Origin of the sequence: Mesorhizobium sp. M0587, assembly GCF_040320945.1 — a bacterium.
In the GTDB taxonomy this organism is placed as follows: Bacteria; Pseudomonadota; Alphaproteobacteria; order Rhizobiales; family Rhizobiaceae; genus Mesorhizobium.
Genome location: NZ_JAMYQP010000003.1, coordinates 114,251 through 134,476, shown reverse-complemented (window position 1 = coordinate 134,476; position 20,226 = coordinate 114,251). Strand labels below are relative to the sequence as shown.

At 63.6% G+C, this 20,226-nt stretch carries 17 protein-coding genes; 12 read left to right on the top strand and 5 right to left on the bottom strand.

The window, feature by feature from the left end; all coding sequences use genetic code 11:
* Nucleotides 1–67: 67 nt before the first annotated feature.
* Entirely contained in the window at nucleotides 68–454 is a 387-nt protein-coding gene (locus NKI49_RS03955; protein WP_352599978.1) for a TIGR02300 family protein, read from the bottom strand.
* Between the two features lie 206 nt (nucleotides 455–660).
* Here NKI49_RS03955 and aroA point away from each other — a divergent pair, with 206 nt between their 5' ends.
* The 3 genes from aroA to rpsA all read left to right on the top strand — a co-directional run bounded on the left by aroA (nucleotide 661) and on the right by rpsA (nucleotide 4,816).
* Nucleotides 661–2,019, top strand: a complete 1,359-nt coding sequence (aroA, locus tag NKI49_RS03950) for a 3-phosphoshikimate 1-carboxyvinyltransferase (RefSeq protein ID WP_352599976.1) — start codon at nucleotides 661–663, stop codon at nucleotides 2,017–2,019.
* Nucleotides 2,020–2,263: 244 nt separating this feature from the next.
* A complete protein-coding gene (gene cmk / locus NKI49_RS03945) occupies nucleotides 2,264–2,914 on the top strand; it encodes a (d)CMP kinase (protein ID WP_027023825.1) in 651 nt (216 codons plus the stop codon).
* A 204-nt stretch (nucleotides 2,915–3,118) separates the two neighbouring features.
* Nucleotides 3,119–4,816, top strand: coding sequence for a 30S ribosomal protein S1 (gene rpsA, locus NKI49_RS03940; RefSeq protein WP_352694190.1), 1,698 nt, complete (start codon nucleotides 3,119–3,121; stop codon nucleotides 4,814–4,816).
* A gap of 116 nt (nucleotides 4,817–4,932) precedes the next feature.
* Here the strand turns inward: rpsA and NKI49_RS03935 are convergent, their stop codons facing one another.
* The 3 genes from NKI49_RS03935 to NKI49_RS03925 form a co-directional block, all read right to left on the bottom strand.
* Nucleotides 4,933–5,640, bottom strand: a complete 708-nt coding sequence (locus NKI49_RS03935; RefSeq protein ID WP_352599972.1) for an SDR family NAD(P)-dependent oxidoreductase — start codon at nucleotides 5,638–5,640, stop codon at nucleotides 4,933–4,935.
* Nucleotides 5,641–5,847: 207 nt separating this feature from the next.
* On the bottom strand, nucleotides 5,848–7,440 hold the full coding sequence (locus tag NKI49_RS03930) for a 5-guanidino-2-oxopentanoate decarboxylase (protein ID WP_352599970.1): 1,593 nt from the start codon (nucleotides 7,438–7,440) through the stop codon (nucleotides 5,848–5,850).
* Complete coding sequence (locus tag NKI49_RS03925) at nucleotides 7,437–8,285, bottom strand: dimethylarginine dimethylaminohydrolase family protein (RefSeq protein ID WP_352600152.1); 849 nt, start codon at nucleotides 8,283–8,285, stop codon at nucleotides 7,437–7,439. The genes NKI49_RS03930 and NKI49_RS03925 overlap by 4 nt, the downstream gene beginning before the upstream one ends.
* A 215-nt stretch (nucleotides 8,286–8,500) precedes the next feature.
* Here NKI49_RS03925 and NKI49_RS03920 point away from each other — a divergent pair, with 215 nt between their 5' ends.
* From NKI49_RS03920 to NKI49_RS03890, 7 genes are all read left to right on the top strand, one after another.
* The gene (locus tag NKI49_RS03920; protein WP_352599968.1) at nucleotides 8,501–9,316 is read left to right on the top strand and encodes an ABC transporter ATP-binding protein; all 816 of its coding nucleotides are present in this window, start codon (nucleotides 8,501–8,503) and stop codon (nucleotides 9,314–9,316) included.
* Nucleotides 9,317–9,371: 55 nt separating this feature from the next.
* A complete protein-coding gene (locus NKI49_RS03915; protein ID WP_352599966.1) occupies nucleotides 9,372–10,169 on the top strand; it encodes a transporter substrate-binding domain-containing protein in 798 nt (265 codons plus the stop codon).
* A 152-nt stretch (nucleotides 10,170–10,321) separates the two neighbouring features.
* Entirely contained in the window at nucleotides 10,322–11,035 is a 714-nt protein-coding gene (locus NKI49_RS03910) for an ABC transporter permease (protein ID WP_352600150.1), read from the top strand.
* Nucleotides 11,035–11,844 carry an ABC transporter permease gene (locus tag NKI49_RS03905; protein ID WP_352599964.1) on the top strand — a complete coding sequence of 270 codons (810 nt, stop codon included), beginning with the start codon at nucleotides 11,035–11,037 and terminating at the stop codon, nucleotides 11,842–11,844. Before NKI49_RS03910 ends, NKI49_RS03905 begins: the two co-directional genes overlap by 1 nt.
* A gap of 110 nt (nucleotides 11,845–11,954) precedes the next feature.
* On the top strand, nucleotides 11,955–12,956 hold the full coding sequence (locus NKI49_RS03900) for an Ldh family oxidoreductase (protein WP_352599962.1): 1,002 nt from the start codon (nucleotides 11,955–11,957) through the stop codon (nucleotides 12,954–12,956).
* Between the two features lie 445 nt (nucleotides 12,957–13,401).
* Nucleotides 13,402–13,854, top strand: a complete 453-nt coding sequence (locus NKI49_RS03895; RefSeq protein WP_352599959.1) for a DoxX family protein — start codon at nucleotides 13,402–13,404, stop codon at nucleotides 13,852–13,854.
* Nucleotides 13,855–14,033: 179 nt separating this feature from the next.
* Nucleotides 14,034–15,011, top strand: a complete 978-nt coding sequence (locus tag NKI49_RS03890; RefSeq protein ID WP_352599957.1) for a complex I NDUFA9 subunit family protein — start codon at nucleotides 14,034–14,036, stop codon at nucleotides 15,009–15,011.
* 136 nt (nucleotides 15,012–15,147) lie between these two features.
* Here the strand turns inward: NKI49_RS03890 and NKI49_RS03885 are convergent, their stop codons facing one another.
* Nucleotides 15,148–16,521 (bottom strand): cytochrome P450, encoded by a 1,374-nt coding sequence (locus NKI49_RS03885; protein ID WP_352599955.1) that lies wholly within the window; start codon nucleotides 16,519–16,521, stop codon nucleotides 15,148–15,150.
* Nucleotides 16,522–16,710: 189 nt separating this feature from the next.
* Between NKI49_RS03885 and NKI49_RS03880 the strand changes: the two genes are divergently transcribed.
* Both NKI49_RS03880 and gyrB read left to right on the top strand, forming a co-directional pair.
* On the top strand, nucleotides 16,711–17,280 hold the full coding sequence (locus tag NKI49_RS03880; RefSeq protein ID WP_352599953.1) for an NADPH-dependent FMN reductase: 570 nt from the start codon (nucleotides 16,711–16,713) through the stop codon (nucleotides 17,278–17,280).
* Between the two features lie 415 nt (nucleotides 17,281–17,695).
* Nucleotides 17,696–20,167, top strand: coding sequence for a DNA topoisomerase (ATP-hydrolyzing) subunit B (gene gyrB / locus NKI49_RS03875; protein WP_352599951.1), 2,472 nt, complete (start codon nucleotides 17,696–17,698; stop codon nucleotides 20,165–20,167).
* The last annotated feature ends 59 nt before the right edge of the window (nucleotides 20,168–20,226 follow it).

Below are 20,226 nucleotides of genomic sequence, written 5' to 3'. Positions count from 1 at the left end.
AAGCCTTGAATGCGGGCTTTTTGTTCGCAGGCGCAGAAAGCCCGCCGACGCTTGCGTCTCAGGCCTGTCAGACCTCGTCGTCATCGTCGCCGACGCCGATCATGTCGGCGACGTCGTCGTCTTCTTCCTCTTCGTCGGCAAGGAAGGTATCATCCTCGTCGTCGCCGAGATCGACGTCCTCGTCATCGCCGAGATCGGGAATCTCGTCGCCCTTGGCGTCCTCGTCCGCCTCTTCGAGCGAGACGACTTCAACGCCCTCTTCGTCCTCGGCGTCCACTTCCTTCTCGGCCACTTCCTCTTCCTCCTCGATGGCGGCGACCTTGCCTTCCTCGAAATAGGAACGCGGATAGGTCTTGCCGGTATAGGGCGAGACGATCGGGTCCTTGTTCAGGTCGTAGAATTTTCGGCCCGTTTCGGGGTCGATGCGTTTTGTGCCAAGTTCGGTTTTTGCCACGGCAAGCCTCGTCAATAAAAGAGTGGTCCCCTTAACCACAGTTTGCGGCGCTGTCAAAGCGAAAAGCCGGCGTCACAAAACCAAGCCCTGAAAGGCCTCGCGCCAAGTGACGACCATGGGGATGACCATTTCCGCCCGCCGTGATACGAGACCGCCGCAACAAATGAAAAGTGCCGGCACGCCGGCAATCCGTCCAGGGAAATTCCATGTCTCACGCCGCCGCTCCCAAGCCGGCCACCGCCCGCAAATGTCAGGCCCTTTCCGGCACGGCACGCGTGCCTGGCGACAAGTCGATCTCGCACCGCTCCTTCATGTTCGGCGGGCTGGCCTCCGGCGAGACCCGCATCACCGGCCTGCTCGAAGGCGAGGACGTGATGCGCACGGGCGCTGCCATGAAGGCGATGGGCGCGCATATCGAGAAGCGCGGCACCGAATGGGTAATCCGCGGCACCGGTAACGGCGCGCTGCTGCAGCCGGAAGGCCCGCTCGATTTCGGCAATGCCGGCACCGGCTCGCGGCTGACCATGGGCCTGGTCGGCACCTATGACATGGAAACGACCTTCATCGGCGACGCCTCCTTGTCCGGCCGGCCGATGGGCCGCGTGCTCGAACCGTTGCGCCAGATGGGCGTGCAGGTGCTGAAGGCGACGCCGGGCGACCGCATGCCGATCACGCTGCATGGCCCGAAGCACGCGGCCCCGATAACCTACCGCGTGCCGATGGCCTCGGCGCAGGTGAAATCGGCCGTGCTGCTGGCGGGTCTCAACACGCCCGGCATCACCACCGTCATCGAACCCGTGATGACGCGCGATCACACAGAGAAGATGCTGAAGGGATTTGGCGCCAATCTATCGGTCGAAACCGACGAGCGCGGCGTGCGCCACATCTTCATCGAGGGCCAGGGCAAGCTCACCGGCCAGACGATCGCCGTGCCGGGCGACCCGTCCTCGGCCGGCTTCCCGCTGGTGGCGGCGTTGATCGTGCCGGGTTCGGACATCTTGATCGAGAATGTGCTTATGAACCCTACCCGCACCGGACTTCTGCTCACTCTGCAGGAGATGGGCGGCAGGATCGACATCCTCAACCCGCGCAATGCCGGCGGCGAGGATGTCGCCGACCTGCACGTGCGCTACTCCGAACTCAAGGGCGTCACCGTGCCGCCCGAACGGGCGCCGTCGATGATCGACGAATATCCGGTGCTTGCAGTTGCCGCCTGCTTCGCCGAGGGTGAGACGCTGATGCAGGGGCTTGAGGAACTGCGCGTAAAGGAATCCGACCGGCTGTCGGCCGTCGCCAACGGGCTGAAGCTCAACGGCGTCGACTGCACCGAGGCCGAGACTTCGCTTGCAGTGCGCGGCAGGCCGGGCGGCAAGGGCCTTGGCGGCCACTCCAACGGCCAGGACACGACCGTGCAGACGCATCTCGACCACCGCATCGCCATGAGCTTTCTGGTGATGGGGCTGGCGACGGAAAAGCCGGTGACCATCGACGACCAGGCGATGATCGCGACGAGCTTCCCGGAATTCATGGGGCTGATGAAGGGGCTCGGGGCGGAGATTGGGTGACGGTCGTGGCAACCAATAACCTTGGCACGTTGGCGGGACAGCGCCCCCCTCTGTCCTGCCGGACATCTCCCCCACATGGGGAGAGATTGGCAGTTTTGGCGCTTCGCTCAATTCTGCAACGTAGACAATTGGCCAAGGCCGCGATGACGGCCGATCTCCCCCCTCGTGGGGGAGATGTCCGGCAGGACAGAGGGGGGCGCGAAGGATCGCGGCGCTTGCCTGGGTTCCTCATTGTGGTCCCCCAATGACACACGTCTTCACAATCGCCATCGACGGCCCGGCCGGCGCCGGCAAGGGCACGCTAGCCCGGCGGCTGGCCGATCATTACCGGCTGAACCTGCTCGACACCGGCCTTACCTATCGCGCGGTGGCCTATGCGCTCATCCAGCACGCATTGCCGCTCGACAACGTCTCGGCGGCCGAAACCGCCGCGCGCCAGGTCGATCTGGCAAAGCTCGACCGGGCGGTGTTGTCGGCGCATGCCGTCGGCGAAGCGGCCTCGAAAGTCGCGGTGTTCCCGACAGTGCGGCGCATCCTGGTCGAAAAGCAGCGCGCATTTGCCAAGGCGCCTCCGGGCGCCGTGCTCGACGGCCGCGATATCGGCACCGTCGTCTGCCCGGACGCCGACATAAAACTCTATGTCACCGCGAGCGCGGAGGTGCGCGCTCAGCGCCGGCTGGCCGAAATCGAGAGCATCGGCGGCACCGCTGATTTCACCGAAATTCTCGCCGATATCGTCCGGCGCGACGAGCGCGACATGGGCCGCGCCGACTCTCCGCTGAAGCCGGCCTCCGACGCGCACTTGCTTGATACCAGCGAAATGGCTATAGAAGCCGCGTTTCTTGCAGCCAGAGCGATCATCGACGACGTGCTGGCCAAGAGAAACAAGGCCTGATCCGGGTTTTCCATCGTGTTTCCGTTGCCGGAAGCGAAGAAAATACCCATATCGGGCACGAACCAGCCTGCCAGCATTCTTCATGCGCCGGAATAGCCGCTTTAGGCGGCCAGGGCTTTTGCAGCCCGGAACGCCGGCAGGCCAACGCAACGCTAACCCACGGCGCCCGTCCCGCTTGAGATGCGGGACATTCCAGGAGAAACAATGTCAGTTGCCAATCCCACTCGCGATGATTTCGCGAGCCTGCTCGAAGAATCATTTACCGCCGGCCATTCCGGCGAAGGCCAGGTCGTCAAGGGCATCATCACCGCCATTGAAAAAGACATGGCGATCATCGATGTCGGCCTCAAGGTCGAAGGCCGCGTGCCGCTGAAGGAATTCGGCGTCAAGGGCAAGGACACGACACTGAAGGTCGGCGATACGGTCGAAGTCTATGTCGAGCGCATCGAGAACGCGCTTGGCGAAGCGATGCTGTCGCGCGAGAAGGCCCGCCGCGAAGAGAGCTGGGTCCGTCTCGAAGAGAAGTTCACCAAGGGTGAACGCGTCGAAGGCGTCATCTTCAACCAGGTCAAGGGCGGCTTCACCGTCGACCTCGACGGCGCCGTGGCCTTCCTGCCGCGCAGCCAGGTCGATATCCGCCCGATCCGCGACGTCTCCCCGCTGATGCACAACCCGCAGCCCTTCGAGATCCTCAAGATGGATCGCCGCCGCGGCAACATCGTGGTGTCGCGCCGCACCGTGCTCGAGGAAAGCCGTGCCGAACAGCGTTCGGAAATCGTGCAGAACCTCGAAGAAGGCCAGGTGGTCGAAGGCGTCGTCAAGAACATCACCGACTATGGTGCGTTCGTCGACCTCGGCGGCATCGACGGCCTGCTGCACGTCACCGACATGGCATGGCGCCGCGTCAACCATCCGACCGAAATCCTCAATATCGGTCAGACGGTCAAGGTGCAGATCATCCGCATCAACCAGGAAACCCACCGTATCTCGCTCGGCATGAAGCAGCTCGAGAGCGATCCGTGGTCCGAGATCGGCACCAAGTTCCCGATCGGCAAGAAGATCAAGGGTACCGTCACCAACATCACCGACTACGGCGCGTTCGTCGAACTGGAGCCGGGCATCGAAGGCCTCATCCACGTTTCGGAAATGTCGTGGACCAAGAAGAACGTGCATCCCGGCAAGATCCTGTCGACGACCCAGGAAGTCGACGTGGTGGTGCTCGAAGTCGATCCGGCCAAGCGCCGCATCTCGCTCGGCCTCAAGCAGACGCTCGAGAACCCGTGGCAGGCTTTCGCCAGCAGCCATCCGGTCGGCAGCCAGGTCGAGGGCGAGGTCAAGAACAAGACCGAGTTCGGCCTGTTCATCGGCCTCGAAGGCGATGTGGACGGCATGGTGCACTTGTCCGATCTCGACTGGACCCGTCCGGGCGAGCAGGTCATCGAAGAGTACAACCGCGGCGACATCGTCAAGGCGCAGGTGCTCGACGTCGACATCGACAAGGAGCGCATCTCGCTCGGCATCAAGCAATTGGCCAAGGATGCCGTCGGCGAAGCGTCGACTTCGGGCGAACTGCGCAAGAACGCCGTCGTCACCTGTGAAGTCATCGGCGTCAAGGATGGCGGTCTGGAAGTGCGGCTGGTCGACAGCGGCATCGAGACCTTCATCAAGCGCTCCGACCTCAGCCGCGACCGCGACGAGCAGCGCCCCGAGCGCTTCACCGTCGGCCAGAAGGTCGACGCCCGCGTCATCGCCTTCGACAAGAAGACCCGCAAGCTGCAGGTCTCGATCAAGGCGCTGGAAATCGCCGAAGAGAAGGAAGCGGTCGCCCAGTACGGCTCGACCGACTCCGGCGCTTCGCTGGGCGATATCCTGGGTGCCGCGCTGAAGAAGCAGGGCAGCTAAGGCTTCAGTCATCGGCAGCACGCCTCGCGTGCGGCCTCACGAAAAGACCCGCCGGAGCGATCCGGCGGGTCTTTTTCTTTGGCTTACGTCGGAAACTGAAGAACTGTGCCGATGGCTCAGGCGCGTCCGTAGAGCGGGACAAGCGCGCCGCTCATCGCCTGATTGGCGGGCGAGGCGAGATAGGCGATGGCCTCGGCCGCCGCTTCAAGGCTGACCCATTTGGCGAAATCGGCATCCGGCATGTCGGCGCGGTTTGCCGGCGTATCGAGCGTCGACGGCGCCACGGCGTTGACCAGGATGCCCTTGCTCTTCAGTTCTTCGGCCATTGCCACCGTGATTGCCGCCACCGCCGCCTTGCTGGCGGCATAGGCGACCATGCCGGCGCCACGCCGCGGGTCGAGCCCGGCGCGCGCGGTGACATTGACGATACGGCCGGCAGTGTCTGACGCCAGCATCGAGCGCACCGCGGCGCGACAGCACAGGAAAGCGGTGCGTGCATTGGTGTCCATCATCTCGGCAAAGGACGCCGATTCGATCTTTTCCACCGGCGCCGTGGTGAAGCCGCCGGCGAGGTGGATCGATCCCCAGAGGCCCGGGACCTGGCTGTAGAAAGCCTCGACCTTGGCGGAATCCGAGAGATCGACATTGTGCGCCAGCTTGACGTTCTCATGCGCGGGGAAGGGGAAATGCTGGGGTGCCGCGGCGTGCGCATTCGGCACGTGGCAGATCGCGCCCTCACCCAGCAGCTTGCCGACTACCGCGCCGCCGAGCGCCCCGGTTCCGCCGGTCACGACGATATGCCTGCCTTGAAGTGTTTCCGTCATCCTGGACCGCTCCTGCCTTTTTTATGATTATGTCGCTTGTTTGCCGCGCCGACGCAAAGCGTCGCGCCTTTCGCACGATCACTCAACAGATATCTCGACATGGCAGTGTTGCGTCTTTGCATGCGTCAGGCAGCCATTCCGCCGGCCTCGCGGCGCATGCCTTGCGAGAGCGAAGCCGGCGAGCGGTCCGATGCAGGCTGGAAAAAATCAATCGACCGTGATCTCGATGACGCGCGGCAGTCCAGTTGCCCGGGCATGTTTCAGCGCCTGCGGCAAGGCATCGATGTCGACAAGGCGTTCGGCGCCGATGCCGTAGGCTTCAGCCAGCTTGCAGAAATCCGGCGGCGCCGGCGACACGCCGACGGGTTCCACGCCGACATCGAGCATCGAGGTCTCGATCTCGCGATAGCCGCGATTGTTCCAGACCAGGAAGATGACCGGTGCCGCGGCATCGAGCGCCGCGCCCAGTTCCGGCAGCGTGAACTGGAAACCGCCGTCGCCGGTGAGGCAGACAACCGGGGCGCCGGGCGTGGCGAGAGCCGCGCCGATCGCCGCCGGCGGACCATAGCCAAGCGCACCGAAGCCGGTAGCGGCGTTGAACCAGCCGCCCGGCCGGTCGTGATCGTAATACAGGTTGGCGGCGTAAACCGGCTGGGTCGAATCGCCGACGATGATCGCGCCCGGCAAGGCGTCGCGGATCATTTCCACTGCATGCACCTGCGTTGCATAGGCCGGGCTCAGCTCGGCCAAAGCCGCCTTTCGCGCCACGGCAGCTCGGCTGTGGCCGTCCGACGCCGCCAGGTGAGTGGGGCCCGTCGAGGCGAGCAAGGCCTCGATCCCCTCGGCACAATCCGCCTGGATGGCGACCGTCACCGGGCGGCGGGCGAGCTGGTCGGCCCCGATGTCGATGCGGATCAGATTGGGGGGTAGCACGAAACCGCCATCGCCATAGCCGTCATAGTCGGTCGGCCCAAATTCGGTGCCGGCGGCAATCACCAGATCGGCCTCCGCCATCAGCGCCCGAACCGCCTTCAGACTCGGGCTTGCCGGTACGCAGAGCGGATGGCGGTGCAGCAGGCCGCGCGCATTGGTCGTCTGGACGACCGGCGCACCCAGTTTCTCGGCCAGGCGCTGCAATGGGGCCTCGGCACGCTTGGCACCGCCTCCGGCCAGGATCAGCGGGCGACGGGAGGCGGCGATGAGTTCGGCCGCAATCGCGATCGCCACGCCATCCGGCGCGGGAGGTGCGGCATTCGTCAAAAGGGCAGCGACCCCGTTAGCCGGCTTGACCATGACATCGGTCGGGATCTCGATGTGGACCGGGCCGGGCCGCGAGGATGAAAACAGCGCAAAGGCTTGTGCCAGTGCATCGGGCAATTCGCTGGCCTCGGTGACGCGCCGCGAAACCAGCGCCACCTTCTCCATCATGCCGCGCTGGTCGGGCAGCTCATGCAGATGGCCCAGGCCCTTGCCCAGCGTCGGCGTGGCATTGACCCCCGATATCACCAGCATCGGCACCGAATCGGCGCGCGCCTGTCCCATGGCGGTGATGGTGTTGGTCAGCCCGGGTCCGGTGATGACGAAGGCGACGCCCGGCTTGCCGCTGGCGCGCGCATAGCCGTCGGCCATAAAGCCGGCACCCTGTTCGTGGCGCGGCGTGACGTGGCGAATCTTCGAGCGCGCCAGTCCCCGGTAAAGTTCGACCGTGTGAACGCCCGGAATGCCGAAGACGATATCGACGCCATGGGCTTCGAGCAGCGAAATGAGCGCTTCGCCGACTGTGGTGCCGATGGCGGTCATTGGCGCAACACCGGGCGTGTCAGGCAGGTAGGGCCACCCTCGCAAGCGATGCAGAGCGCGTCCGCCTCGAAGGTCGCTACCGTGCAGCCGGCCGCCTCCATGGCCGCCGCTGTTTTGGGAAAACCGGCAACGGCGATCACCTGGCGCGGCGCGGTCGGCAGCACGTTGAGGCTCAGCCCGTGGGAAGCCATGAACTCTTCGGCATCGCCCTCGATCAGCTTGATGCCGCGCGCCCGCAGCATCTGGTAGAAAGGCGCCGGCAAGAGCGGGGCGTAGACCAGCGCCAGATCGTCGGCGAGCGGGCTGATCACCGACATCAGGTGCAGGCAGGCCTCCTCTCCGTGCCACAGGGGCAGGTCGAAGCCGAAGACCTGTATGCCCTTGGGCGCCAGCAGGTTGGCCAATTGCTGGATGCCGTCCTGGTTGGTGCGCACGCCACGGCCGACGGCCAGCGTGTTTGCGTCCACCCAGACGCAGTCGCCGCCCTCCACCTGGCCGGGATCCTCGATGCGGCCCAGTACCGGCACGCCCATGCGCTTGTAGGCGGCCTCATGCAGGCCGGGCTCGGGCCGGCGCAGTGCCTTGCCCATGGCAAGAATGATCGCGCCGTGATCGGTCACGAGCGACGGGTCGTGCGTGAACACGGAATCGGCCAGCCCGTCATCGGCATCCGTCAGCCATTCGATCTCGGCGCCCGCGGCCGCGACCAGCTGCGTCAAATGGTCATGCTGGGCGGCGGCCGCGCGCGGCTCGAAACCCGGGCCATAATGCCACTCCGACGCGCTGGCACGGCGCATGGCACTCGACGCGGACCGCATCAGCACGCGTTTCAACGGTCCGGCCATGGACTGCGACCCGTATGTTTTGCCCACTAAATTCTCCTGAGATGTCCTGTGCGCCACTAATCACTACAGCCAGCCGTGATCAATGGTCCAAAAACCATGGTTGACGGAGGCAAGCGGAACGGTCCATCTTGAGAATGGGAACTCTGTCAGTGACGGGTAATGGGTAAAACAATCCAGCAGCGATGGACTCGGACGCTCCGAGGAGCGTCGAAGGGATGACGGCGCAGGGCGCCGCACCCGCATTGAACCACACGGCGCATAACGGCGCCGCCGAAGCCATTCATGTCGAGAACCTGCACAAAAAATTCGGCGAGTTGCATGTGCTGAAGGGCGTCTCGCTGTCGGCGCGCGACGGCGAGGTCATAGCCATCATCGGCGGCTCAGGGTCGGGCAAATCGACGCTGCTGCGCTGCATCAACTGCCTGGAAAACCCGACCAGCGGCATCATCCGCGTCAATGGCGAGGAGATCAAGCTCCGGGCGGACAGCCACGGCCACACCGTTCCGGCCGACCGCAGGCAGATCGAACGCATCCGCTCCAAGCTCGGCATGGTGTTCCAGAATTTCAATCTGTGGAGCCATATGACGCTGATCGAGAACGTCATCGAGGTTCCCGTGCACGTGCTGGGCGTCAAGCGCGACGACGCGATCGCCCAGGCGGAAAAGCTGCTCGCGCGCGTCGGACTTGCCGAAAAGCGCGACGTCTATCCGGCCTATTTGTCGGGCGGCCAGCAGCAGCGCGCCGCGATCGCCCGTGCCCTGGCGATCAATCCGCGCGTCATGCTGTTCGACGAACCGACCTCGGCGCTCGACCCGGAACTGGTCGGCGAAGTGCTGAAGGTGATCGGCGATCTGGCGCGCGAAGGCCGCACCATGGTGCTGGTCACCCACGAGATGAAGTTTGCCCGCGAGGTCGCGACCCACGTGGTCTATCTCTACAACGGGCTGGTCGAGGAAGAAGGCCCGCCGGAGCAGATCTTCGGCGCGCCCCGATCCGAAAGGCTGAAGCAATTCATCCGCAATATCGGCTAGCAGACCGAGAGTGGACGAAGAAACCGGGAACCTACAACAAACTGGGAGTCGTGAAATGAAGACCGTTTTGAAGACATTCGCCGCAGCGCTGCTGCTGGGCGTCGCCGCGATGGGCGTCGCCAAGGCCGATCCGGTCAAGATCGGCATTGCCGCCGAACCCTATCCGCCCTTCACCTCGCCGGATGCTTCGGGCAAATGGGTTGGCTGGGAAGTCGAATTTATCGACGCGGTGTGCGCCGAGGAGAAGCTCGACTGTGTCATTACGCCTGTTGCCTGGGATGGCATCATCCCGGCGCTGACGACCAAGAAGATCGACCTCATCGTCAGCTCGATGTCGATCACCGCGGAACGGGAGAAGACGATCGACTTCTCGGACAAGTACTACAACACGCCGACGGCGATCATCGGACCGAAGGACCAAAAGTTCGGCGCCACCCCGGACGACCTCAAGGGCAAGATCCTTGGCGTCCAGGTATCGACCGTGCACGCCGTCTACGCCAAGAAGCACTTCGGTGCCACAGCTTCCGAGATCAAGGAATACCAGACGCAGGACGAGGCAAACCAGGATCTCGCCGCCGGCCGCCTCGACGCGGTGCAGGCCGATTCGATCGCGCTTGGCGAGTTCCTCAAGTCGGATCAGGGCAAGGCCTGCTGCGACCTGAAGGGCATGGTCGCTGCCGATGACGAGGTGCTCGGACCGGGCGTCGGCGCCGGCGTGCGCAAGGAAGACACCGAGCTGAAGGAAAAGATCAACGCCGGCATCAAAACGATCCGCGCCAACGGCAAATATGACGAGATCTCGAAGAAGTATTTCGATTTCGACATTTATGGTGGTTCGACGCAGTCGAACTGACGCCCGCACGCGAGCAACGGAGGCACGGCGCAGCCCTGCCTCCGTTGACGGCCTTGCAACGCATGCCTGCCGCTGACCGCTAGTCTGCGGCCGACGCCAGCAATTCGGGGGCGACGCTGATCGACGCATTCCTTTCGGCCTCGGCGGCCGGCATCATCCAACTTCTCTCGCCCTACCCGCCCGGCTGGGGCGGGACTCTTTTGGTCGGACTGCTCCATTCGATCGAGATCGCGCTCGGCGCCACGTGCCTCGGCCTTTTGATCGGCACCGGCGGCGCCTATGGCAAGCTCTATGGCGGGCCGGTGGTGCGTGACCTGTTGGCGGTCTACACCACGATCGTGCGCGCCGTGCCGGAACTGGTGCTGATCCTGCTGCTTTATTATGCCGGTACCGACCTGATCAACCAGGCGCTGACGGCCATGGGTTATCAGCGCGTCGACGTCAGCGGGCTAGCGGCGGGCATCGCCGTTCTGGGCTTTGTCCAGGGCGCCTATTCGACCGAGGTCATCCGCGGTGCCATCCTGGCTATTCCGCAGGGCCAGATCGAAGCCGCGCGCGCGTATGGCATGTCTCCCGGCCTGATGCTGCGGCGCATAACATTGCCGGCCATGCTGCCCTTCGCCATACCGGGCCTCGCCAATCTCTGGCTGATCGCCACCAAAGACACAGCACTGCTGGCGGTCGTGGGTTTCTACGAACTGGCGCTGGCAACGCGGCAGGCCGCGGGCGTCACCAAAGCCTATTTCACCTTCTTTTTCGCCGCCGGCGTGCTCTACCTGCTGCTGTCGCTGTTTTCCAACCTCATCATCGGCCGGGTCGAAGCCTGGTCGCGGCGCGGCATGCCTTCGCTCAAGGAAGCGCGCTGATGGCGAACGAAGCGGCCATCATCAACGTCGTCGCACGAACATCGCTATGGCTGCAGCCGCACCGGATCGTGCTGATGCTGATCGCGCTCGGCCTTGTTCTGGGTGCCGCCTTTTTCATGCGCTGGGACTGGCTGCCGCAATATTACGAAATGGGGTTGATCGGCCTTTGGCGCTCGCTGTGGATCCTGGCCGTCACCTGCGCGCTCGGCTTCCTGTTCGCCGTGCCACTGGGGCTGGCGCAGGCCACCGGCTCCTTCTGGTTCGCCGCACCCGCCAAGGCCTTCTGCACGGTCATCAGAGGCACGCCGCTGCTGATCCAGTTGTGGCTGCTCTATTACGGGCTCGGCTCGTTGTTTCCGCAATATCCGTGGGTCCGCGAATCCTGGATGTGGCCGTATCTCAGGCAAGCCTGGCCGTATGGCGTGCTGGCGCTGACCTTGTCCTTCGCCGGCTATGAAGGCGAGGTGATGCGCGGCGCCTTCGCCGGCGTTCCGAAGGGGCAATTGGAAGCCGCCCGTGCCTTTGGCATGAGCCGCTGGAAGATCTTCCGCCGCATCTGGCTGCCGCAGGCCTTCTACCGTGCGCTGCCGACGCTGACCGGCGAAACCGTGCTGCAACTGAAATCGACGCCGCTGGTGGCGACGATCAGCGTCATCGACATCTTCGCCGTCTCGTCCAAGGTGCGGCAGGACACCTATCTCACCTACGAACCCCTGCTGCTGCTGGCGCTGATCTACATGACGATCACCGGCATCCTCGTCTTCGCCTTCGGCAGGATCGAGGCGCGGATTCCGAATAAGATTGGTTAGGGTTTAGCGAATAGCGAATAGCGAGTAGTGAGTAGCGAACGGCTCGCTGCTATGCTTGTTCCCCATCCCGCACCGACTACTCGCTATTCGCTCAGGAATTCAGGACGACCATGCAACTCAGTCTCGATCAGGCAAAAGGGCTCTGCCGGATGGCGGCACTTGGCGCCGGCGCCAACGAGGAAGCGGCGCAATCGCTCACTGCGTCGATCATAGCAGCCGAGGCGGAAGGGCTTTCGACCGTCGGACTGTCGCATTTCATCGACTATCTCGAAGCGCTCGAGGCCGGACGCATCGACGGCAATGCCGATCCGGTCATCACCAGGCCGGCGCTTGCCGTCTACCTCTCCGACGCGCGCGGCGGGCTGGCGCATACCGGCTTCGACCGCACCATCGACGACCTCGCCAAAGCCGCAAGGCTGTTCGGCGTCGCCATCTTCTCGCAGAAGAACGCCTATACATGCGGCGCGCTCGGCTACTTCACCGGACGGCTGGCCGCTCTGGGGCTGGTATCGTTCGCCGCCACCAACGGCCCGGCCGTCCTTGCCGGTTCGGGCTCGGTCAAGCCGGTCTACTGCACCAACCCGATGTCGTTTGCGGCACCCGCCGCCGACGGCGCGCCGCTGGTCATCGACCAGTCGTCGAGCGCGACTGCTTTCGTCAATATCCGCAAGGCGGCCGAGGACGGCAAGAAGATCCCCGAAGGCTGGGCGCTGGACGCCAGCGGCAACCCGACCACCGATCCGGCGGCCGCCATGAAGGGTGCCATGCTCGCCTTCGGCGGCCAGCGCGGCGCCAACATCGCGCTGATGGTCGAGGTGCTGGCGGCCGGCCTGTCGGGCGCCAACTGGTCACTCGACGCGCCATGGTTCAGCGGCGGCACAGATAGCCCTGGAACCGGCCTTTTCGTGCTTGCCGTCGAACCCAAGCTGCTCGATCCAGATTTCGAACAGCGGATGAAGGACCAGCTCGACCGGCTGCGGCGGCGCTTCGGCGTGCATGTGCCCGGTCGTGCCCGCGCCGAAGCCGCCGAGAAGGCGCAAGCGCGCGGAATCACCGCGTCCAAAGCGGTTGTGCAGCGCATTTCCGAATTCGCCGAGCGCTATTCGGCCTGAATAACCCATTATTTCAGCTGGTTACCTGAAGGCTGCCCGCCTGCGGCGCGGCGCGGTGCGATTTTTTATCCGCGCCGCTGAACCTTTTTGCGCGTCGCGACGACCCAGCTTTGTCCAGGGCAAAAGGAAAATCACCAGGACCAACACAGCGCCGACTTCGTCACGGCCTGCAAGAAGGTTGGCGGCACCATGTCGGATGTTCAGGGCTGGGGTGGGCGTACTTGCTTCACGCCCTCCTGATACCGTCTCAGGTCAGGCCGCTCCGTCGGCCCCTGGCTTCGCATGGATGTCACCCGGAAAACCCCGCTTCGGCGGGGTTTTCTGCGTCTGATCCTCCGCGCCATATGCGTCAACAAAACCTGCCAATTCTGGTCAACTTTTGTTTATTTGACTTCGAGCGATCCGATCGGCCGTTTTGAGTCGATCGGCAACCAGAGGAGTCACAATGTCGGCAAGCACGGACAATCCCCGCAACAGCCTCATCATCCCGCCCCTTGGCCGGTTCTACGCAGCCCTGCACGATGGTGGAGAAACCATTCTCCGCGTGTTCGCCGGTGGATTTCTCACCATCCATGGTTCGCAGAAGATCACCAATCCCTTTGGCGCCGCCGAGATGGTCGAAAGCCTCGGCTTTTATCCCGGCGCCTTCTGGTCGCTGCTTTTGGCCTGCACCGAATTCTTCGGCGGCATCTTCATCGCGATCGGCTTTTTGACGCGCCCGGCCGCCTTTGCCGGCCTGTTCGTGCTGCTGGTCACCGTCTGGTTCCACTGGGTCACGATGGGTCAGGGTTATTCAGGAGCCGAGAAGTCGCTTCTGTGGGCCGCGATCCTGCTCTTCTTCGTCATTCGCGGCGGCAACCGCCACTCGGTCGACGCCCGGATCGGCAAGGCGTTCTGAACCGGTTTTGTCCTGACGCAATTCCAAAGGGAAAGCGCCATGCGCTTTCCCGGGAAAACCGCTTCGCACTTTCCTGGAATTGCTCAGAGGATGGCAGCGACCACGCGTCGCCCTTTGCCTTTGGCGCGAAACGGATTATGAAACGGCTTCAGCCAAGCTTGCGAGCGCCGGAGCCAGCCATGACCGAAATCCTGCAGACCCCGAAGCTCGTCGTCGTCTTTGGCGGATCAGGCTTTGTCGGCCGCCATGTCGTGCGCGCACTGGCCAAGCGCGGCTATCGCATCCGGGTCGCCTGCCGGCGGCCCGATCTCGCCGGGCACCTGCAGCCGCTCGGTAATGTCGGCCAGATCCAGCCGGTGCAAGCCAATGTGCGCGTGCGCTGGTCCGTCGACCGCGCCGTTCAAGGTGCCGACCATGTCGTCAACCTTGTCGCCATCCTGCACGAGAGCGGCCGGCAGAAATTCTCCGCCGTCCACGAGTTCGGCGCACGGGCCGTGGCCGAAGCGGCGCGCGCCGTCGGCGCCGGCCTGACCCATGTTTCGGCGCTGGGGGCGGATCTTCAGTCCCCATCCGACTATGCCCGCACCAAGGCGCTTGGCGAAAAGGCCGTGCTGGAAACGATCAGCGATGCCGTGATCTTCCGGCCGTCGATCAATTTCGGGCCGGAGGACGGCTTCTTCAACCGCTTCGCCAACATGGCGCGTTATTCGCCGGTGCTGCCGCTGATCGGCGGCGGCCAGACCAAATTCCAGCCGGTCTATGTCGGCGACGTCGCCGAAGCGGTGGCACTCTCGGTCGATGGCAAGATCGATCGCGGCCAGATTTACGAGCTCGGCGGCCCCAAGGTGCTGACCTTCAAGGAATGCATGGAAGAGCTGCTCGCCGTGGTCGAGCGCAAGCGCCTGCTGGTGCCCGTGCCGTGGTGGGTGGCCAACATCCAGGCCTCGATCCTCGGCCTGTTGCCCAATCCGCTGCTGACCAAGGACCAAGTGATGCAGCTGCGCGTACACAACATCGTCTCGGATGCCGCCAACAAGGCCAACCGGACACTCGCGGGGCTGGGCATCCAGCCGCAGTCGATCGGGAGCATCCTGCCGAGCTACCTCTGGCGCTTCCGCGCCGCCGGCCAGTTCCAGCAGCGCAGGCCCGCAGCGTAGTTCCAGCAGGGATCTCAACTCTCAGCGATGGCAGGCCTTAGAGTGGTTCACCGCTTCACGGAAACGCCGAACCGCTCTATCTCTTTGTTACGCAATTCCGGACGGAAAACCGTTTCACACTTTTCCTGGAATTGCTCTAGCGATGGCGGGGCGTGATCCGCATCGGCAAACCGCCTTGCGGCTGCGTGGTCAGTTTCTGTACCGGCCAGGGCTTCGTTTCGGCCGTGACATCGAAGCGGAAGCGCGACAGCAGGATGGCCAGTGCGATGATCGCCTCCTGCATGGCGAAGCTGGCGCCGATGCAGACGCGCGGCCCCGCACCGAACGGCAGATACTGGAAGCGGTCGATCTTCTCGCGGTTTCCCGGATGAAAGCGTTCGGGCAGGAAGGCGTCGGGCCTGTCCCACAGCTTACGGTGGCGATGCACGACCCACGGCATCACCAGCACCGCAGCATGTTTTGAGATATAAAGATCCTTCCACATCTCCGGTACGATCGGCTCGCGGTTGATCGACGGCGCCGGCGGATAGAGCCTGAGCGCCTCGTCGAAAGCAGCGCGGGTCAACGGCATCGCATCGAGCCATTTCGTCGGATCGGGTTCGCGCGCCAGCACCTGGTCGATCTCCCGCTCGACCCTGTCGCGCTCCCATGGGGATTCCGCGAGGCAGTAAAGCGTCCAGCCCAGCGCCCTCGCCGTGGTTTCGTGGCCGGCGCCGATGAAGGTGATGATGTTGTCCTCGACCTCGGCCCGCGTCAGTCCGTCGGGGCTTTCGGCCTTGAGCAGCAGCGTCAGGAAATCCTGCGGCACGGCATCGGGATCACGCTTGAACTTTGCTTCGCGCATCTTGACCGTGTCGGTGACGATCTTGCGGAAATAGGCCATGGTCTTGCGGCCGCGGATGCGGGTCAGCCGCGGCAGCCAGTCGGGCGCCCGCAACAGGTCGAGCGGATCGACGCGGCCCATGGTCTCGAACAGACGGTCGATCTCGTTGCCGAAGCTGCCCGGCTCGCCTGATATCTCGCCTGAGAACAGCGTCTCTGCCAGGATGTCGTAGGTGAGCAGCGTCATGTCCTGGGCGATATCGGACGTGCCGCCGTCTTCGTAGCGGGTGGCGAACTCCAGCGTGCGCTTCAACATCGGCTGGGCAAAGCCAAAAATGTGGCGCGGCGTGAACACCGGCGCCATCGCCTTGCGCGACCGCTTCCAGACCTCGCCCTCGGCGGTCAGCAGGCCATCGCGCAGGATCGGCCGCAGGATTTTCTGGCGTACCGTCGCCATCTTGTAGTTCTTGGCATTGTCGACCAGCACATGGCGGATAAGGCCGGGATCGTTGGCAATGACCAGATGCCCACCAACACCATTCACCGAAATCCACGGCTCGTTGTAGGTTGGCTCGCCCCACAGTTCGAGCGGATTGCGATAGACGATGCGGATCATCTCCAGCGTCGAAGGCGGCGATGTGCGCGGCTTCGGCGCTGGAGGAACGAAGGGGGCGGGCTGCGTATCCATGGAGTGCTCCGCTGATGCACCAATGTAGTGACTGGCACTCCGGGCGTCCATGCGACCGAGGCCGAAATGTGAAGGCGGACGGCCGTTCATCCGATCGTGACCGCTCCCCCGAACGTCGCACCTTGTCCACCGGCACGCGCTGCCGTAGTGACAGTTACCAACGGATACCGCCAGTCGAAGGAGCCAGCCTTGAAGCACCAGTTGAACATCATCATCGGCAGCACCCGGCCCGGCCGCGCCGGACCGGTTTTCGCCGAGTGGCTGGAGGCATTCGCGCGCGAGCACGGGAAATTCGAACCGGTGCTGACCGACATCGACACCTTCAAGCTGCCGGTGCTGGACGAGCCGCATCATCCGAGGCTCGGCAATTACCAGAACGACCACACCAAGGCCTGGTCGAAGGCGATCGACGCCGCCGACGCCTTTGTGTTCGTGGCGCCGGAATACAATTATTTCGTGGCGCCTGCGATCGTCAACGCGATCGACTATCTCGCACGCGAATGGAAATACAAGCCCGCCGCCATCCTCAGCTATGGCGGTGTCTCCGGCGGCCTGCGCGCCGCGCAAGCGGTCAAGCCGCTGCTGACCGCCGTGGGAATAATGCCGATCCCTGAAGGTGTTTCCTTGCCGCTCTATCAGAAACTGCTCGAGACTGACGGCTCTTTCCTGCCGAGCGAACACGTGCGGGGCGGTGCCAAGACCATGCTGGACGAACTGTCGCGCTGGAGCCAGTCGTTGAAACCGATGCGCTCGATATGACGCTGGAACTCGACCGCAGCGGTCGGCTGGCGCCAAGATACAAGTTCATGATCAAGTTTTTCAGGGACCGGCTGGCGAAGATCGACGCGCGTCGTTCCGTAGTCGGCCCGTCCCGTAGGAAATGCCCAGGGCTCCGAACTCAGGTTGGCAAAAAGGCCAGACGGCACCGGCAGCTTTTCATGAATAGGATTTTTTTCCTTGACTTCGTGACCTCCGCCATGGTAGATATCTATCCATGGTTGATGCTTCTCAACCAACGCTCAGGAGCAACCCGTCAACCCGGATTCGTTGTCCTGGGGAAATGCCTGCAAACCTTGGAAAAACCGCCTTTAGCGCCTATATCTAGGCAATATCAAAGGCCCGATTCGGGACCAATTTTCGCGCAGCACAAGCGGCATCTAGATAACAGGTTTTCATGAGCGACCAGACTGAGAACGCCAACGGCGCGGCAGCCGAGTACGGCGCCGATTCCATCAAGGTTTTGAAAGGCTTGGATGCCGTCCGCAAACGGCCTGGCATGTATATCGGCGACACAGACGACGGTTCGGGCCTGCATCACATGGTCTACGAGGTGGTGGACAACGCCATCGACGAGGCTCTGGCCGGGCACGCCGACCTCGTAACCGTGACGCTCAACCCCGACGGTTCGGTGACCGTCATCGACAATGGCCGTGGCATTCCGACCGATATCCACACCGGCGAAGGCATCTCGGCGGCCGAAGTGATCATGACGCAGCTGCATGCCGGCGGCAAGTTCGACCAGAACTCCTACAAAGTGTCGGGCGGCCTGCATGGCGTCGGCGTCTCCGTGGTCAACGCACTTTCGGCATGGCTGAGGCTGAAAATCCGCCGCAACGGCCAGATCTTCGAGATGAGCTTCACGCACGGCAATGCCGACGCGCCGCTGAAGGTGACCGGCACCTACGAGCAGAACAAGCAGCCGGGCACCTATGAGGGACGCAGCGGCAGCGAAATCACGTTCTTTCCGTCAGCCGAAACGTTCACCATGGTGGAGTTCGACTTCGGCACGCTGGAACACCGGCTGCGCGAACTCGCCTTCCTCAATTCAGGCGTGCGCATCGTTTTGACCGATGCCCGGCATGCCGACATCGTGCGCCATGAATTGCACTATGATGGCGGCCTCGAGGAATTCGTCAAATATCTCGATCGGGTCAAGAAGCCGCTGATCGTGAAGCCTATCGCCATCAAGGCCGAGCGCGACGGCATCACCGTCGAAGTGGCGATGTGGTGGAACGACAGCTACCACGAAAACGTGCTGGCCTTCACCAACAACATCCCGCAGCGCGACGGCGGCACGCATCTGGCCGGTTTTCGCGGCGCGCTGACCCGCCAGGTCACCGGATACGGCGATACTTCGGGCCTGACCAAGAAGGAAAAGGTGTCGCTGATCGGCGACGATTGCCGCGAAGGACTGACGGCCGTGCTTTCGGTCAAGGTTCCCGACCCGAAATTCTCTTCGCAAACCAAGGACAAGCTGGTCTCCTCGGAGGTCCGTCCGGTGGTCGAAGGGCTGGTCAACGAGGCGCTCGGCACCTGGCTGGAAGAGCATCCGGCCGAAGGCAAGATTGTCATCGACAAGGTGATCCAGGCCGCGGCGGCGCGCGAAGCCGCGCGCAAGGCGCGCGACATCACCCGCAAGAGCTCGCTCGGCGTCACCTCGCTACCCGGCAAGCTGGCCGACTGCCAGGAGCGCGACCCGGCGAAATCCGAGATCTTCATCGTCGAGGGTGACTCGGCCGGCGGCTCGGCCAAGGGCGGCCGCTCGCGCCAGAACCAGGCCATTCTTCCCTTGCGCGGCAAGATCCTCAATGTCGAGCGGGCACGCTTCGACCGCATGCTCGGCTCCGACATGATCGGGACGCTGATCACCGCGCTCGGCACATCGATCGGCAAGGACGAGTTCAATGCCGACAAGCTGCGCTATCACAAGATCATCCTGATGACCGATGCCGATGTCGACGGCGCCCACATCCGGACCTTGCTCTTGACCTTCTTCTTCCGGCAGATGCCGGAGCTGATCGAGCGCGGCCATCTCTACATCGCCCAGCCGCCGCTCTATAAGGTCACGCGCGGCAAGAGCTCGCAATACATCAAGAACGAGAGCGCTTTCGAGGAGTTCCTGATTGGCTCGGGGCTGGAAGAGGCCTCGCTTACGCTCGGCTCCGGCGAGGTTCGCGCCGGACAGGATCTGCGCGGCGCCATCGACGATGCACTGGCCGTGCGCCAGCTCATCAACGGCCTGCACACGCGCTACAACAGGGGCGTCGTCGAACAGGCCGCGATCGCGGGCGGGCTCAACCCAGACGTCTTTAACGATCTCGGCCGCGCCAATGACATGGCCGAGCGGGTTGCACGGCGCCTCGACATCATTGCCGAGGACACCGAGCGCGGCTGGACAGGCCGCATGTCGACCTCGAATGAGGGCAGCGGCGGCTACGTCTTCGAGCGTACGGTGCGCAGCGTCAAGGAATATGCCCATCTCGACATGGCGCTGATCAATTCGGCCGATGCCCGCCAGCTCGACCGCTACGCACAGCGCCTCAGTGAGGTTTACGGGACGCCACCGGTGCTGCGCCGCAAGGATGTCTCCGAAACCGTTTCGGGGCCGCTGGCGCTGCTCAACGCGGTCTTTGCGACCGGCCGCAAGGGCCTGACGATGCAACGCTACAAGGGGCTTGGCGAAATGAACGCCGAGCAGCTCTGGGAAACCACGCTTGACCCGAATGTGCGCTCGCTCCTCCAGGTCAGGGTCAGCGATGCGACCGATGCCGACAGCTTGTTCTCGCGCCTGATGGGCGACGAAGTCGAGCCGAGGCGCGAATTCATCCAGGATAACGCGCTATCGGTTGCCAATCTCGATATTTGAAGTCTCGCTGGTGAAGTTTGCGATATTGGCGCGCCTTGTTGAGGCGCCAATATCTCTTC

Bases quoted from the DNA above. Each gene is read 5' to 3' on its own strand.
- aroA (WP_352599976.1), top strand. From the start codon at position 661: ATGTCTCACGCCGCCGCTCCCAAGCCGGCCACCGCCCGCAAATGTCAG.
- cmk (WP_027023825.1), top strand. From the start codon at position 2,264: ATGACACACGTCTTCACAATCGCCATCGACGGCCCGGCCGGCGCCGGC.
- rpsA (WP_352694190.1), top strand. From the start codon at position 3,119: ATGTCAGTTGCCAATCCCACTCGCGATGATTTCGCGAGCCTGCTCGAA.
- NKI49_RS03935 (WP_352599972.1), bottom strand. From the start codon at position 5,640: ATGACGGAAACACTTCAAGGCAGGCATATCGTCGTGACCGGCGGAACC.
- NKI49_RS03930 (WP_352599970.1), bottom strand. From the start codon at position 7,440: ATGACCGCCATCGGCACCACAGTCGGCGAAGCGCTCATTTCGCTGCTC.
- NKI49_RS03925 (WP_352600152.1), bottom strand. From the start codon at position 8,285: ATGGCCGGACCGTTGAAACGCGTGCTGATGCGGTCCGCGTCGAGTGCC.
- NKI49_RS03920 (WP_352599968.1), top strand. From the start codon at position 8,501: ATGACGGCGCAGGGCGCCGCACCCGCATTGAACCACACGGCGCATAAC.
- NKI49_RS03915 (WP_352599966.1), top strand. From the start codon at position 9,372: ATGAAGACCGTTTTGAAGACATTCGCCGCAGCGCTGCTGCTGGGCGTC.
- NKI49_RS03905 (WP_352599964.1), top strand. From the start codon at position 11,035: ATGGCGAACGAAGCGGCCATCATCAACGTCGTCGCACGAACATCGCTA.
- NKI49_RS03900 (WP_352599962.1), top strand. From the start codon at position 11,955: ATGCAACTCAGTCTCGATCAGGCAAAAGGGCTCTGCCGGATGGCGGCA.
- NKI49_RS03895 (WP_352599959.1), top strand. From the start codon at position 13,402: ATGTCGGCAAGCACGGACAATCCCCGCAACAGCCTCATCATCCCGCCC.
- NKI49_RS03890 (WP_352599957.1), top strand. From the start codon at position 14,034: ATGACCGAAATCCTGCAGACCCCGAAGCTCGTCGTCGTCTTTGGCGGA.
- NKI49_RS03885 (WP_352599955.1), bottom strand. From the start codon at position 16,521: ATGGATACGCAGCCCGCCCCCTTCGTTCCTCCAGCGCCGAAGCCGCGC.
- gyrB (WP_352599951.1), top strand. From the start codon at position 17,696: ATGAGCGACCAGACTGAGAACGCCAACGGCGCGGCAGCCGAGTACGGC.